Here is a 14,424-nt window from a genome sequence, read left to right as displayed (position 1 = left end):
GACGGGGAATGTTTATTTCTTACCAGTGTGATTCGTGTTAAAATAATACTAAGGAAACATGTCGAACACGTCCAGTGAAAATGATGAAGAAGGATTGAACGTCGATGGCAATCGGGATTGTAGGCAATTACGGAAATAATAATCAGGGTGATGAGGCGATTCTCGAGGGGATTCTATTGCAACTGGAGGAGACCCATCAAATCAGCCGGGAAGAGATTATCGTCTTTTCCAATCAGCCGGAACAAACAGCGGCAACGTATGGGGTGCAATCGGTAAAACTTTATTACAAAAACAAAAGTTCATTAACGACGATGCTGGGCACCATGCATAAAAATCGCTCGATCATCCGCAATCTGGATTTGCTGCTGATCGGCGGTGGCGGTATTTTTATGGATCTGTACGGCCGTGAAGCCTTCCTGTTCGGTATGTATGGCTGGCTCGCCAAATTGTCCCGAACGCCGGTGGTGCTGTATGGCGTCGGAGCGGGGCCGATTCTTACAAAAATCGGAAAGACCATACTCCGGTCGTTGGCCCATTTGGCAAAACTGGTGACCGTCCGTGATCCGAAGTCGAAGAAACTGCTCGAGTCCATCGGGGTCAAATCCGCCATTCATGTGATTGGGGACCCGGCCTTCCAGGTCCGTCAGCCTGCTGCATCCGAGCGTAGCCATGACGGGATGCAAATCGGGGTGACAGCGGTCCCGTATCATCATCGCAGCTACTGGCCGGAAGAAGATATGGCCAAATATGAGGACTATGTGACGGGAATGGCCCGCAATCTGGATACGCTGCTCGCTGAAAATCCGGATGCGACGGTTAATTTTTTCGCAACAAAGTACCCGCAAGATTTGCAAGTTGCGGAGGCGATCAGGCGCAGGATGGATTATAGCGACCATTGTACGATGCAGAACGTCAGCATGAGCCATCAGGAAATCACCCGTTTCGCTGGCGAGCAGGATATGGTGATCGGCACTCGGCTTCATTCGCTGATCCTGGCTCTAGTGTCGCATACGCCGGTGATAGCTGTGTCGTATCACCATAAAGTGCAGGACTTCATGGACATGGTTGCCTGTGATGAGTATACGATTCCGATTGGCCAGCTTCATACGGATGATGCGTTTTTTGCGTCATCGTTGCGCACGATGCAACAGGACTGGCCGGCAACACAGGAGCGGTTTAAAACGGTTGCAGCAGACATGAAGCAAATGTCGGACAAGGGAATGACGCTTGTGCAGGAGACATTCCGCGATGACCGGGACCGACTGCTCGTGTTAAGCAACATGTACCCGTCCGGTCACTCGCAAACGTTCGGTATTTTTGTCAAAAATCAGGTTGAGCTGCTCCGCACGAAAGGGCTGCACACCGATGTCATCGCCATTGACGACCCGCGCAAAGGTACGTGGCTGCTGTTGAAAAAGTACGGAGGCTTCCTTCTTCACAGCTTGTGGAACCTCGTGGCACAGGGGCGGCATTATCAGGCTGTGCACGCGCACTATCTGTTTCCGACCGGCCTCGTCGGGCTGTTGTATAAAAAACTGCTCGGCAAACGATTGATCGTCACGTCTCATGGTGGGGATATCGACCAAATGAGCCAAAAAAACCGTATCGTCCAATGGTTCACGAAGAAGATACTCGAGCAATCGGACCGGATTATCGTCGTTGGTGAGCGGCTGCGGGAAGAGATGCTGACGGCTTTTTCCATTGATTCCGGTAAAATCTCCATTATCAATATGGGTGTCAATCGACATGTGTTTCGCCGCCAGGACAAGACGGAGATGCGACAGCGGCTCGGTCTGGCTGCCGACGAAACCGTTCTCCTTTTTGTCGGGAATCTGATTCGTGCGAAAGGGTTGGATGACTTAATCGCTGCGTACGATAATGTCAGCAATCGTCACAACCATGTCTCGCTTCATCTGATTGGGGAGGCGAAGGACGCAACCTATTTTGCGAGCTTAAGCGAAGAGGTGAAAAAACGCGACGCTATACGAATCCATGACGCCTTGCCGCAGGAGCGGATAGCTGAGTGGATGGCCGCTGCCGATGTGTTTGTGCTGCCGTCCCATATGGAAGGCTTCGGACTGGTGGCGCTGGAAGCTATGGCATGCGGGCTGCCTGTTGTCGGAACCGACGTCGGCGGTTTGAGCTACTTGCTCGCAGACGACACCGGCTTGTTGGCCGCGCCGCATGATCCGGATGAATTGGCCGCGACCATCGACCATGTGCTCTCAGATGAGGCGACGTACGACCGGCTTATGGCCAATGGTCTGGAAAAAGCGAAAGTATACGACCAGGACCAATTGATACAGGATGTTATCGCGCTGTACGGTCTGTCCAAAGAGGGTGGCCGTTCATGAAACGCACGTTTTTGAAGCTGCTCGGAACGGTCGCTCTGATCAATGTTATCGCCCGGTTGCTCGGATTTGCCCGGGAGGTTATCATTGGGTACCAATACGGGACAGGCTATGAAGCCGACAGCATTATTACAGCCTTTACCATTCCAAATTTTCTGTACATTGTTGTCGGTGGGGCGATTACGACAGCGTTCATTTCTGTTTATAGTAAAACAACCGAATCGGTGAAACACACATTTGCCCAGACAGTGCTAAGTGGGCTCGGTCTTCTTATGGGCGTGTTGACCATTCTGTTTGTCGTTTGGCCGGGGTTTTGGATGAACCTGTTTTTTGGCGGGCTGTCCCCGGAAGCGATGAAGCTGACGAGCAAGCTGTTTGCCCTGATGGCACCAGGGGCCTTCTTCCTGGCGCTGGCGATGGCTTTAAGTGGTTTGCATAACGTGCACAGCAACTTCCGGCTGACTGCGACGTCTACATTGCTGTTTAATGCTGTGTTTCTTGTGGTTGGCTTCGGACTGACGCCGTTTATGTCGGCCTACTCGTATGGACTCGGTGCCTTACTAGGCTCATTTCTGATGCTCATCGTCCTCGTCGCATACATAAGGAAACAAGCGATCATGCCGTTTCGTTTTCGGCTTGTCAAAATGCCGGAGATGACACGGTTTATTAAAATGGCGCTTCCGATTGTTTTCGGCGGTGCCACCATTCAATTTTATTTTATCATTCAGCGCATCTTTGCAGCGGACTTAAGCGAAGGCGTGATTGCAGCGATGAACTACGCATCGAAAATGACGCAATTTCCGCAGGCGGTATTAATGACGAGTGTCACGACGATCATTTATCCCATGCTCGCCAAAGCGGTCGGTGAAAAAGACGAAAGGAAAGTGACAAACGCGTATCAAAAAGGGTTTCGCATGCTGAGCATACTGTTGTTGCCGGCGACGGTTTTTGTCTTTAGTTATGCCAAAGAGATCATCAGCCTCATTTTTGGCTATGGCCATTTCCAGGCGGATGCCATTCGCGACACGTACCCGCTGTTGCAAGTATTCGCACTCGGTATGTTTGCCCTTGCCTTGAATACGTATGTAACCCGATTTTTTTATGCCAGGGAACAGTCCTACACGCCCGTTGTGATGAATGTCATGTCGGTGTTTGGCGTCAATATAGCCGTCATTACGCTGTTGATCGATGACCTGGGTGCACAGGCGATCGCCTTGGGAACCGTTGTCGCATCCATCGTCAATATGGTGCTTTTGCTGGTGGCGGCCAAACGAAAACTCGGCTTGGTCATCGGCGATTGGACAACCATCGGCAAACTGGCCGGTTTTGTCGCGGTCTCGGCCCCGGTGATTTACAGCACGACGTTTATCCCCGTGCCCAGCCATCTCCTGTCGCTGGCCATCGGTGGCGCCGTAACAGGAATACTGCTGCTGCTCGGCCTGGCATTGAACCACAAACAAATGGAACACTAAAAGGTGTATGGTGCGGGAGGGACGCGTGCGTGTCATGACATTGCGCGAGATGGTCTCTGAGCCGCACGAGTTTATCGATTATCGCGCGAGTTTGTCCCTGAGCCGCGCGAGATTTTCGATTACTGCGCGAGATTGTCCCCGAGCCGCGCGAGATTTTCGATTACTGCGCGAGCTTGTCCCTGAGCCGCGCGAGTACTTCGATTACTGCGCAAGTTTGTCCCTGAGCCGCACGAGATTTTCGATTACTGCGCGAGTTTGTCCCTGAGCCGCGCGAGATTTTCGATTACTGCGCGAGTTTGTCCCTGAGCCGCGCGAGATTTTCGATTACTGCGCGAGTTTGTCCCTGAGCCGCGCGAGATTTTCGATTACTGCGCGAGTTTGTCCCTGAGCCGCGCGGGATTTTCGATTATTGCACGAGGTTGTCCCTGAGCCGCGCGAGATTTTCGATTATGAGTTTTGCGTCCCGTTCTCACGTCAGAAAAGGAACTGGGACAAAAGACGTTTAGCCAAACAAAAATCCGAACTATGATTCACAAATGATCTGAATCAGTTCGGATTTTTCGTTTAGCGTAGGAAAAACACGGAGACTCCTGCGGGATCAAAAAGCCTAGGTGAGACCCCGCAGTGCGATAAGCACGAGGAGGCTCAGCAGCGCCCGCGGAAAGCGTAGTGTTTTTCCGTAGCGGCGACTACGTCTTAAATATATAGTTCGTATTTAGAAGTAATTTATTTCGTTTTGTCCCAGTCACTTTCGATCATCATGGCGAACTGGACGCGTCTGATTGGCTGTTCGTGTTTGGTGCAGCCGTTTTGTCCGTCTTCGTCTTCTCTATCAGTTCCATATGCTCTTTCAACGTTTGTTTTGTTTCCGCCAATGCTGTTTTATCCACTTTCCAATAATAGCCACTATCCGTCCACCAGTCACTGCCTTGAAGGGTCATCTTCTTAAAATCAATGTTAGACCCTTCCAATCCATATGAGACAAACGATTTCATTTCGTCAAACGTCATGTTGGTGGCCATATTGCTGCCAACGGCTTCGATGACGTTGTCAATTTTGGTAATGGAACCGATCGACGTTGCTTTATCGACGACATCTTTAATAATTTGCTGTTGGCGTTTACCTCGTTCGATATCGTTATCCAGTTTACGAGTACGGGCCAATGCCAGTGCTTGCTCACCGTTTAATTGCTGCTCACCGGGTTGCAAGTGAATGGCTCCGTCGACATCGTTAGAATTCTGTTCATACAGTTCATATGGTACCTTGGTTTTGATACCGTTGAGAGCGTTGACGACATCGATAAACGCTTCGAAGTTCAGTTTAACGTAGTAATCAACCGGAATGTCCATCAGGTTTTCCACAGTGTCAATGGTTGACGACATCCCGCCCCAGTGGTGGGCAGCATTGATTTTTGTTTTGTATCCTCTTTCCGGGATGTAGACATACGAATCACGCGGAATGCTTAACAGCCGCACGCTCTTTTTCTCCTTATTAAGAGTAGCGAGCATCAATGTATCGGTCCGTGCATTACTTGCGTTGTTACGCACATCGCTTGCGTCGACCCCGGCAATAAGAATCGATACATTATCTTCGCTCGGGTCGACAGCTTTGTCGCGAAGTTCGGATTTTTCCCGTCCATCGTCTTCATGGGATTTGGAAAAAACACTTTCGGCTTTAACGTATAAATATGTTGCATAACTGGAAACACCAAGGAACACAGCTAAAAGCGGGATGACGATCAGCAGCATCCATTTGCGGCGTTTTCGTTTATGATTTCGACGCTCCAGTCGTGATTGTGTTGATTTATCTACCATAATAAAATTCCCCTTCATGGTCATTACCATTCATTATTGTACTAGGAAAGACGCCTACCGTAAAATAACAATATCATTACAACGTGATAAACGCGTAAATAAATAGACGATGGACGAAGGGGAAACGTTTCAGACAGAGTTATCCAATAGTATGTTGTCCAACCTCCATTTATTCACGCCGTTGTTTATTTGCGTTTCAAATGGTCATGTTTCATCGTCGTTGTGGATATGCCTGCTGTCCGGGGAAGATAGACCACCTCACAAAACGCGCGGAGGCCGTCAAACGCCCCTTTCCAGTCATCCCCCATCACGAAAACGTCCACATGATGGGTCGAGATGTCTCGTATTTTTTGATCCCACGACGTCTCAGCTATGGTGTCTCCCACATAAGGAAGGGCGCGCAGCATGTTTTTCCGTTTTTCATAAGCGTTATAGGCTTGTTTATGTTTTGTCGCATTAAATGCATCCGTTGAGACGCCAACAATCAGATAATCGCCAAGAATACGGGCACGGCGCAGCAGGTTGATATGCCCCTGATGGAGCAAGTCAAACGTGCCGTAAGTAATGACTGTTTTCATGATTGGTCTCCTTTAAAGATGATAGATACATTCGTTAGAAAGCAGGATCGGCATCCGGATGTTTATTCGTAAATTCCGTTGTTTTCTGATGCTGTATCGGCAAATCCAGATGCTTGCGTAGTGTCTTCTCTACGTGTGCCCTGCTTGATTCACGAACCTGATAATACCATAATCCGTCATCCATATAACCGCCATCGCCTTTCAGCGTGATCGATTCCATAGTCAACTCTTGATTCAGGCCGTATTTGGCAAAAGACTTCATCTCATTGAACGAAATGTTTGTTTTCATATTGTTCCCGATGGAGTCGATGAGATTCCCGATTTTCGTGATTGACGACACCGACGTTGCTTGATCGACAATGGTTTTGATGATGTCGCGCTGGCGTCCGCCGCGTTTGATGTCATTATCATATTTGCGGGACCGTGCCAGGGCGAGCGCTTCTTCACCATTGAGCTCCTGTTCACCAGGCAGCAGGTGGATGGATCTGTCTTCATCATCCGAATTCATTTCGTACATTTCAAATGGTACATCATACGGAATGCCTCCAAGGGAATTGACCGTTTCGATAAAGGCATTGAAATTCACTTGGACGTAGTAATCAACCGGCACATTCATGAAATTTTCCACCGTTTCCAACGTAGCGCTCGGGCCGCCATACGCATGAGCGTGGTTGATTTTGGTATTGTAGCCAACTTCCGGGATATACGTATACGTGTCACGTGGAATGCTTACGAGCTTTACATTTTGTTTATCCTTATTGAATGTTGCCAACATCAACGCATCTGACCGGCCATACTCATAGTCACGCTTATCGCTGTTATCCACGCCAATGATCAGAATGGATACATTATCCTCTATGGGATTAACCGTTTCATGGCGAAGAGAGGACTGTTGATTGTCACGATCAACTGATTGATATGAATCATCCACCGTATTTTCCGCTTTATTCATCAGATGCATACCATAAGCAATCGTCGCTGACGCAATAATGATAATCGGGATAAGCAAAACCAGAAAAATGCGTTTTTTGTTTAATTTTCTTTTTTTATGGCGACGATGTGCCATCCAACCAATCCTTCCATTAAACAAAACCTTAACGTTATTTTACTATGAATAAGCCTGTTCGTAAAACGCTTTTGTTAAACGAATTGAAAATGAATCGGTTTCCTATCATCGAAGGATGTCGAAAAAATGTGTCGTATGATGGAGGAAAAAATACATGATTTGGCGGCACCTTTCTCGCTTGCCAATCGATTGTAAGGGTGAAAGGAGGTGCTCGCCATGGCCGTAGCCCAAAAAATGGATTCGCGCATGCGTCTCATTCTTGACGATGGGGTGGATGATGTATCCGGCAAGCAGCTGCACAAAACGAAAGGCTTCAACAACGTCAAGACCGATGCGACAACGGATCAGCTTTACACCATCGCAAACGCTGTTACACCATTGCAGCAACGCCCGCTCATGAATGTCGAACGTAATGACAGTTTCGACATCACACAGGAGTAACATACCATTAGAAAGGGGATAGAACGATGAAAAAACTTGAATTGAAATTTTTAAATCAGGACGGCAGGACCGTTACGTATTCATTGGAAAAACCGGTCGAACCCGCTGACCCCGTTGCGATCAAAGCAGCCATGGACGAAATTATCGCCCAAAATGCGTTCACATCATCCGGCGGCGACGTCGTTTCGATCAAGGAAGCACGCATCGTCGAACGAAACGTGCAGGATATCGAACTATAACGAAACAGACCAGCGTCGCGGCGCTGGTCTGTTTTTGGTGTGCCGTTCGAGGGGGCGGTCGCGCGGTTTATTGTGTGGGTCGCGCAATTCGGTACAAAACTCGCGCAGTGATCAAGAAGGTCGCGCGGTTCAGGGTGCGAGTCGCGCAATAATCGGTTGAGGTCGCGCCGTTCGTGGAGAGGGTCGCGCGGTAACAGCCAAAACTCGCGCAGTATCGACCGAACCTCGCGCAGTTTAAGGCCAAACGTACGCGATAAGTGCCCGATCTCGCGCCATTCGAATCCGTTTCCCCGCTCATCTATTGATTTCAGCAGTCCTCGCTCAAAAATACGTGCAATAACATGACATATTCCCCTAAAATATTTCCCGGGCAATAAAAATGCGACACGGTATCAAAGGTTAAGCGTTCTTTCGACGTTTGTTGTGGATCAGCGTTTAAAAAGCACGTTTCACAGTGCATGATATTTTTGAGAAGATACCATCATAGAAATGGTCACTATCATGTTATCCAAAAAACCCCTTTGCTGCGGGATGGCATGGCAAAGGGGTGCTGATAAGTCATCAAGCCGGACAATTCACCTTTCGCCGTTACAACCGTATGATTGACGTTGGCGGCAAAGCATTGGGAAAACGAGCCCCCTCCATTGTCATGGTATTCTGCGCCACAATGGCAATGACTTGACAGTCCAGCATCAGGGGTTAGTTAATCCGGTTGTTCATGTCGTCAATCACTTTTTTATAATACAACATATGACCAAGCCACATGCCGGCGTAGATGACGACAAATATGATGAGGCTCAACAGTACGGCCCCAGTCATCAGCGGAATCCAACCGGTGCTGAGCGCAATCGTGTAAAAGACCACCAGCGATAAGAAAAAATGAGTAACCGTTCGTTTGAGCAAGCTCCAATCGTCATTGTCATAAATAAGCGACGACAGGCCGAAGTAGAGGCCGATTAACAGGCAAGCCAGCGTTGCCCACCATAATTCGGAACTGGGCAGGGCCCCCGCTAGTTGCAGGATGGTCATGTAAATAAAGATGTAAATACCGCCGAATCCGAAGCCAATCATTACTTTTGATAGAATATTAATCGTCATCATCTCCCATCATAATCCGCTTTTTTAACGCGGATACATAGTTGCGTGAGACATACTCCTTGTTGCCGGATTTAAAATACACACACAAATTGCCGTTGAATGCGAGCTCAAATCGCTGTATGTGATTGATGTTGCCGATCACGGATTTTGAAAAGCGCAGAAAGTTGTGTGGTTGAAGCCATTCTTCCGCTTCATACAATTTCATGGTCAGTTTAATACGCTGTTTTCCCATCACGGCGAATACGTTTCGTTTTTGTGCGAATACATAATCGATGTCCAACGGGTCGATAAGGACGGATTGCTCGCCGTCCGTTCCAACAAGGCGGCCAGGGTCTGTGTTTTTCAATGTCTTTACCAGCGCATGTAAGTCGTCACTCCATTCGTTGGCATGAATCGTGACTGATGTTTCCTCATGGGTTTCATCAATGTCAATGTGAATCTTCACCGTATCACCCCCGATTTGTTTCCATTATGATAGATGACCGCTTGTTCGGCTAGCGGGTTTGCATAAGACGTCAACAGCTTGGTACAACATGCAGCCAGCCGTGCATGAAAACCTTTTTACAACGAAGGGGCTAGGTCATAAATAAAACGTTAGACACACTAAATACGAACGATTGTCCAGATACTTTAGAATAATATTGGGATACATTTAGCCATCGCTGCGGAAAAATACTTCGCTTTCACCTTACCAGGCACAAGTGCGACATCTGTTCAAGCTTCCTTTGGTCGCTTTCACAGTGTCTTCTTTGCCGGGGGCGGCTGATGAGCCTCCTCGTGCTCGTCGCGTTTCAAGCTTATTCGCCGAAGCCTACGCTCCTCGCAGGTCGAAGCCTACTCATGGAAGCTTTGCTTTGTGCTACCGCACTCCGGGGTCTCATCTAAGGCCTTTGCTCCCCAGGAGTCTACGTATTTTTCCTCCGCTCATTGAGGCAAAAACCTGTTATATAAAGAGAAAAATCCGAACTGATTCAGATTATTTGTGAATAATAGTTCGGATTTTTCTTTGACTAAACGTGTTTTGTCCCAGCCCCCTCGCGTTGAACCGACGATATATTATTAAAAATGCCGTTTCACCTGGGCAATTAGCTCCTGCACGATGGGCGGCAGGTAGCGGTTGCTGTTGGTGGCGACATATACCATTCGCGATAGATGGGAATGTTTAATGGGTTTAATGAAAAAATGCTGTTCGTCGGTATAGGTGACATAATTTTTAGGAACGACTGTCATCCCCAGTCCTTTTTCCACCAGGCTGCAGGCGGTTTCGAAACGTTCGATTTCAAACTGGAGATCAGGCTTGATGCCAGCTTTGCGGAAGGCGTTTAAAATATCCGCACGTGTCTGGTAGCCCTCTTTGCAAACGATAAACGGTGTGTCTTTCAGATCATGAATGGTCACGTGGTCGTCGTTTGGCACATCGAACGTATGCGGGATTAAAGCGACGAGGTCTTCCTCATAGATCGGGTCCGCCTGGATCTCCGGATGATCAAGGTACTGATTGGTTACGGCCAAATGGATGTCAAAATTCATGAGCGATTTTTCGACATTATGCATGCTGAGAATGTCATAGATTTTCAAGTGGACGTCCGGGTGCTGTTGTTTAAATGCGGCCAGAACGTCCGGCAGCCAGTATTTGGCCGATTCAATCATACCGACAGCTATTTCCGGTGGGCCTTGCACCCGCAATCGCTCGACCTCCTCCAATACATGATCGTAGTGATTCAGCAGTTTTTTCGCTTCTTGATAAACGATCGTCCCCTCATTGGTCAAGCGAATGTCCCGTGCCCCCCGATCCAATAAACGCAGGCTGATTCGGTCTTCCAGCTTTTTAATGGTCGCGCTTAATGTAGGTTGGGTGATGTGCAGCATCTCAGCGGCAATGGTAAATGAGGCGTTTTCAACAATGGTGACAAAGTATTGCAGCTCCCGTAATTCCATGACAACGATTTCCTTTCCATAGATGGCGTCTATGCATTCATTTAAAACGTCAATTAGAATTATACACATCATTGTTATAAAATAAAAACAGTACTTTCAGAAATCGACAGTGAGGTGAGTCACAATGTATACATCAGCCGATAGTCGCTATTGGACAGGACGAATCGATGATCAACACCATATCGACGCGTTTCGAATGCATCAAGTGATCAAATTAATAGACGTCAATAAATTACCATCATTTGAAAGCGGTTTTACCTTTATCGGATTTAAAAGCGATGAAGGGGTCAAACGTAATAAAGGGCGGACCGGTGCTAGGAAAGCTCCCAACGACCTTCGCAAAGCACTCGCCTCGCTCCCGTTCATGCTGGATTCTGATACCAAGCTAATCGATGCCGGTAATGTCGCTTGCGTTGATGATCAATTGGAAGCCGCGCAGGAAGAACTCGGCGCGACCATTCCGCTCATCTATCAAAGCGGATTGACACCCGTCATTCTCGGGGGAGGTCATGAAACGCTTTACGGGCACTACTTGGGAGCCAGACAGTTTATCGGTGCCGAGCAGTCGTTAGGCATTATTAATATTGACGCTCATTTTGACATGCGTGATGAGCCATTTCGGTCATCCGGAACGATGTTTAAACAAATAATGGAAAACGATCCGAATGCCGGGTATTTATGCCTTGGGATTCAGGAATTTGGCAATACGAAAGCGTTATTCAACACAGCCGATTATTATAATTGTCAGTATATTCTGCAAGAGGACGTCGCTGCGAATCATTTTAACGATACGTTTCAAACGATTCAGGCTTTTGCGGAAAGCTATGATCATGTCATCGTGACGTTTTGCACCGATTCCATTGCGGCCAATGCGGCACCTGGGGTCAGTGCGCCATCGCCATTCGGACTGGATCCGAAAGTGGTGCGGACCGTATTGCGTTACAGTCTTGGTCAAAGCAACGTGCTCAGTTTTGATATAGCGGAAGTGAATCCGGACGTGGATGAGAATGGGAAAACGGTTAAACTGGCGGCTTATTTATTGGCCTATGCGATGAAACACATTAACACATCAGAAAAAACGTAGAAAAGAGGTGTCATGATGGAACTGGAACTGACGCAAGTTACGACGATATTTTTAGCTGTTGCCGTCTTTTTAGTAGGGAAATATTTAAATTCGAAAATCAACTTTTTAAGTCGCTTTTGTATCCCGGCCCCCGTCGTGGGTGGACTCATTTTTGCTATTATCACAACGATATTAAAAGGGACCGGTTTGTTGACGATTACGTTGGATACGTCCTTACAGGGGCTGTTCATGTTGACGTTTTTCACAACGGTCGGTCTTGGGGCCAGTTTTGGTTTGATTAAATTAGGCGGGAAGCTGTTGGTCATTTACTGGGTATCCTGCGGTGTTTTGGCGCTCGTACAAAGTGTGATCGGCGTTTCCATGGCCAAGCTTCTCAACATCGAACCACTCATTGGTGTCGTCGTCGGTGCGGTTTCGATGGAAGGCGGTCACGGTGCCGCTACCGCGTTTGGTAATACGATCAAGGATATGGGTGTGGACTCCGCGTTATCTGTTGGTTTGGCTGCGGCAACGGTCGGTCTCGTCGCCGGCGGGTTGATGGGCGGTCCCATCGTCCGCTATTTGGTCAACAAGCATAACTTGAAGGCGGACGAGTCCGAAGTGCAGATGGAGAATCCGGTCATCAACAACACGGAAAACGAGAGCATGGACTCGAAAAGTGTCATGGTGCAATTATTTATTATTACGTTATGCATGGCCGTTGGGGCGTATGCTGGGGACTTGTTCACGCAATTAACAGGATTCTCGCTGCCAAACTATGTCAGTGCGATGTTTATCGCTGTGATTGTACGGAATATCATTGATCTGTATAACAAAGACTTGATTCAGATGAAAAGCATTTCTCTCATTGGCGATATAACGTTGGGCATCTTTTTATCCATGGCGCTCATGAGTATTAAATTGTGGGAAGTCGCCAATCTCGCGTTACCATTATTGGCCATCGTCCTGGTACAAGTGTTATTTATCGGCTTGTTCGGCACATTTGTCTTGTTCCGCTTGCTCGGAAAAGATTACGATGCGGCCGTGATGGTCGGCGGATTTACCGGACACGGACTCGGCGCCACGCCCAATGCAATGGCCAATATGGATGCCATCGTCAGCCGATTCGGTCCGTCCCGTAAAGCCTTTCTCGTCGTACCGATTGTCGGCGCGTTTCTAATCGACGTATTTGCCATGCCGATCATTATTACAACGATTAATATGTTTAGTTAATAACGTTGACGAAAAGAGGCTGGGACAAAAGACGTTTAGTCAAATAAAAATCCGAACTATGATTCAAAACTCTAGAGATGGATTTTGAATCAGTTCGGATTTTTCTCTTTATATAACGGGGGTTGCCTCAATTAGCGGAGGAAAAATACGCAGACTCCTGGGGGAGCAAAGGCCCTAGATGAGACCCCGCAGTGCGATAAGCACGAGGAGGCTCATCAGCCGCCCCCGGAAAGCGAAGTATTTTTCCGCAGCGATGGTTAAAACGTATCCCAACATTGTAGTAAATTACTTGGACAATCGTTCGTATATAGTGTCTAACGTTTTAGTTATGTCCCAGCCCCTTTTATGCTTAATGACGTGGGCGGCACGTTTGGTGGGTGTTGTTACGAGTCAATGAGCTGGTTGGCTAAATCCACAATATCCCGCGCCATGTAATCGCAGTCGTCTTCCGGCGTTACCGTTTCCGTTATCTGGTTCATCCCGTGTTCCAGCGGTCGGCAAATATACGCCGTTTTCATGCCCTGTTCCGCTGCTGCCTGAAGATCAGACGGGTGCGCTGCTGCCATCACGATTTCGTCAGGATCCAACCCCAAATAATGATACGCCATTTGAAACACGGCCGGATCCGGTTTATAGCTTTTGATAAACTCCGGCGATAAAATGAGATCCCACGGCAGTCCGGCGTGTTTCGCCATATGGGTTAAAAGCGACACATTTCCATTCGATAAAGGGGCAATAATAAACTGAGACTTTAAGCGTTCAAGGCCAGTGACACTGTCTCCCCACGGCTCCAAGCGCTGCCACACGTCGTTCAGCACCCTCAATTCGTCCTCGCTGAAGCAGGATAAATCATAACGCGAAGACAGGCGATTCAATTCTTCACGGTGTAATGCATCAAACGGTTTCCATTCCTTTTCCCCATTTAACATCCGGTCGATGGTCGGTTGACAGGCACCGCGCCAATCATCGGCAAGAGACGGCCAATCGATAGTGACACCTTTTTGCTTATTCCACTTGTGTCCTTCTCGAATAATGCTTTCACGATAATCCACAACGGTGCCAAACACATCAAACAAAACGGCACGAATCGGTTTTTCTGTCATCAATGACGTCTCGTCTCCTTATTGGTCA

At 48.0% G+C, this 14,424-nt stretch carries 13 protein-coding genes; 6 read left to right on the top strand and 7 right to left on the bottom strand.

Annotated features, from left to right (window positions below; genetic code table 11):
- The first annotated feature begins 104 nt into the window (after window positions 1-104).
- Together ACZ5Q7_RS02505 and murJ are read left to right on the top strand one after the other, a co-directional pair.
- The gene (locus tag ACZ5Q7_RS02505) at window positions 105-2,354 is read left to right on the top strand and encodes a glycosyltransferase (protein ID WP_343752162.1); all 2,250 of its coding nucleotides are present in this window, start codon (window positions 105-107) and stop codon (window positions 2,352-2,354) included.
- Entirely contained in the window at window positions 2,351-3,823 is a 1,473-nt protein-coding gene (murJ, locus tag ACZ5Q7_RS02500) for a murein biosynthesis integral membrane protein MurJ (RefSeq protein WP_343752161.1), read from the top strand. The genes ACZ5Q7_RS02505 and murJ overlap by 4 nt, the downstream gene beginning before the upstream one ends.
- Before the next feature lie 758 nt (window positions 3,824-4,581).
- On the opposite strand, the gene ACZ5Q7_RS02495 is transcribed toward murJ, so the two are convergent.
- The 3 genes from ACZ5Q7_RS02495 to ACZ5Q7_RS02485 form a co-directional block, all read right to left on the bottom strand.
- A complete protein-coding gene (locus ACZ5Q7_RS02495) occupies window positions 4,582-5,637 on the bottom strand; it encodes an LCP family protein (RefSeq protein ID WP_343752159.1) in 1,056 nt (351 codons plus the stop codon).
- Window positions 5,638-5,822: 185 nt separating this feature from the next.
- Entirely contained in the window at window positions 5,823-6,215 is a 393-nt protein-coding gene (gene tagD, locus ACZ5Q7_RS02490; protein WP_343752158.1) for a glycerol-3-phosphate cytidylyltransferase, read from the bottom strand.
- Between the two features lie 34 nt (window positions 6,216-6,249).
- Window positions 6,250-7,281: an LCP family protein gene (locus ACZ5Q7_RS02485; RefSeq protein ID WP_343752157.1), complete on the bottom strand. Its 1,032-nt coding sequence runs from the start codon at window positions 7,279-7,281 to the stop codon at window positions 6,250-6,252.
- Between the two features lie 216 nt (window positions 7,282-7,497).
- Between ACZ5Q7_RS02485 and ACZ5Q7_RS02480 the strand changes: the two genes are divergently transcribed.
- Complete coding sequence (locus tag ACZ5Q7_RS02480) at window positions 7,498-7,722, top strand: DUF1659 domain-containing protein (RefSeq protein WP_343752156.1); 225 nt, start codon at window positions 7,498-7,500, stop codon at window positions 7,720-7,722.
- A 26-nt stretch (window positions 7,723-7,748) separates the two neighbouring features.
- A complete protein-coding gene (locus ACZ5Q7_RS02475; RefSeq protein ID WP_343752155.1) occupies window positions 7,749-7,961 on the top strand; it encodes a DUF2922 domain-containing protein in 213 nt (70 codons plus the stop codon).
- A 699-nt stretch (window positions 7,962-8,660) separates the two neighbouring features.
- On the opposite strand, the gene ACZ5Q7_RS02470 is transcribed toward ACZ5Q7_RS02475, so the two are convergent.
- The 3 genes from ACZ5Q7_RS02470 to ACZ5Q7_RS02460 form a co-directional block, all read right to left on the bottom strand.
- Window positions 8,661-9,062: a DUF3021 domain-containing protein gene (locus ACZ5Q7_RS02470; RefSeq protein ID WP_464433066.1), complete on the bottom strand. Its 402-nt coding sequence runs from the start codon at window positions 9,060-9,062 to the stop codon at window positions 8,661-8,663.
- Complete coding sequence (locus tag ACZ5Q7_RS02465; RefSeq protein ID WP_343752152.1) at window positions 9,049-9,504, bottom strand: LytTR family DNA-binding domain-containing protein; 456 nt, start codon at window positions 9,502-9,504, stop codon at window positions 9,049-9,051. The genes ACZ5Q7_RS02470 and ACZ5Q7_RS02465 overlap by 14 nt, the downstream gene beginning before the upstream one ends.
- A 614-nt stretch (window positions 9,505-10,118) precedes the next feature.
- Window positions 10,119-10,997 (bottom strand): LysR family transcriptional regulator, encoded by an 879-nt coding sequence (locus ACZ5Q7_RS02460; RefSeq protein ID WP_343752151.1) that lies wholly within the window; start codon window positions 10,995-10,997, stop codon window positions 10,119-10,121.
- A gap of 124 nt (window positions 10,998-11,121) precedes the next feature.
- On the opposite strand from ACZ5Q7_RS02460, the gene hutG reads away from it, so the two are divergent.
- Both hutG and gltS read left to right on the top strand, forming a co-directional pair.
- The gene (gene hutG / locus ACZ5Q7_RS02455) at window positions 11,122-12,081 is read left to right on the top strand and encodes a formimidoylglutamase (protein ID WP_343752149.1); all 960 of its coding nucleotides are present in this window, start codon (window positions 11,122-11,124) and stop codon (window positions 12,079-12,081) included.
- Between the two features lie 15 nt (window positions 12,082-12,096).
- Window positions 12,097-13,293 carry a sodium/glutamate symporter gene (gltS, locus tag ACZ5Q7_RS02450; protein WP_343752147.1) on the top strand — a complete coding sequence of 399 codons (1,197 nt, stop codon included), beginning with the start codon at window positions 12,097-12,099 and terminating at the stop codon, window positions 13,291-13,293.
- 383 nt (window positions 13,294-13,676) lie between these two features.
- On the opposite strand, the gene ACZ5Q7_RS02445 is transcribed toward gltS, so the two are convergent.
- Entirely contained in the window at window positions 13,677-14,396 is a 720-nt protein-coding gene (locus ACZ5Q7_RS02445) for a haloacid dehalogenase type II (RefSeq protein ID WP_343752170.1), read from the bottom strand.
- Window positions 14,397-14,424: the final 28 nt, after the last annotated feature.

The sequence above is a fragment of the Lentibacillus halophilus genome (assembly GCF_055395055.1).
The sequence above is the reverse complement of the archived record's forward strand: the minus strand, read 5'-3'. Positions and strand labels throughout refer to the sequence as shown.

What these genes read in the sequence shown, in the direction of transcription:
- ACZ5Q7_RS02505 (WP_343752162.1), top strand. Translation starts at nt 105, where the DNA reads ATGGCAATCGGGATTGTAGGCAATTACGGAAATAATAATCAGGGTGAT.
- murJ (WP_343752161.1), top strand. Translation starts at nt 2,351, where the DNA reads ATGAAACGCACGTTTTTGAAGCTGCTCGGAACGGTCGCTCTGATCAAT.
- ACZ5Q7_RS02495 (WP_343752159.1), bottom strand. Translation starts at nt 5,637, where the DNA reads ATGGTAGATAAATCAACACAATCACGACTGGAGCGTCGAAATCATAAA.
- tagD (WP_343752158.1), bottom strand. Translation starts at nt 6,215, where the DNA reads ATGAAAACAGTCATTACTTACGGCACGTTTGACTTGCTCCATCAGGGG.
- ACZ5Q7_RS02485 (WP_343752157.1), bottom strand. Translation starts at nt 7,281, where the DNA reads ATGGCACATCGTCGCCATAAAAAAAGAAAATTAAACAAAAAACGCATT.
- ACZ5Q7_RS02480 (WP_343752156.1), top strand. Translation starts at nt 7,498, where the DNA reads ATGGCCGTAGCCCAAAAAATGGATTCGCGCATGCGTCTCATTCTTGAC.
- ACZ5Q7_RS02475 (WP_343752155.1), top strand. Translation starts at nt 7,749, where the DNA reads ATGAAAAAACTTGAATTGAAATTTTTAAATCAGGACGGCAGGACCGTT.
- ACZ5Q7_RS02470 (WP_464433066.1), bottom strand. Translation starts at nt 9,062, where the DNA reads ATGATGACGATTAATATTCTATCAAAAGTAATGATTGGCTTCGGATTC.
- ACZ5Q7_RS02460 (WP_343752151.1), bottom strand. Translation starts at nt 10,997, where the DNA reads ATGGAATTACGGGAGCTGCAATACTTTGTCACCATTGTTGAAAACGCC.
- hutG (WP_343752149.1), top strand. Translation starts at nt 11,122, where the DNA reads ATGTATACATCAGCCGATAGTCGCTATTGGACAGGACGAATCGATGAT.
- gltS (WP_343752147.1), top strand. Translation starts at nt 12,097, where the DNA reads ATGGAACTGGAACTGACGCAAGTTACGACGATATTTTTAGCTGTTGCC.
- ACZ5Q7_RS02445 (WP_343752170.1), bottom strand. Translation starts at nt 14,396, where the DNA reads ATGACAGAAAAACCGATTCGTGCCGTTTTGTTTGATGTGTTTGGCACC.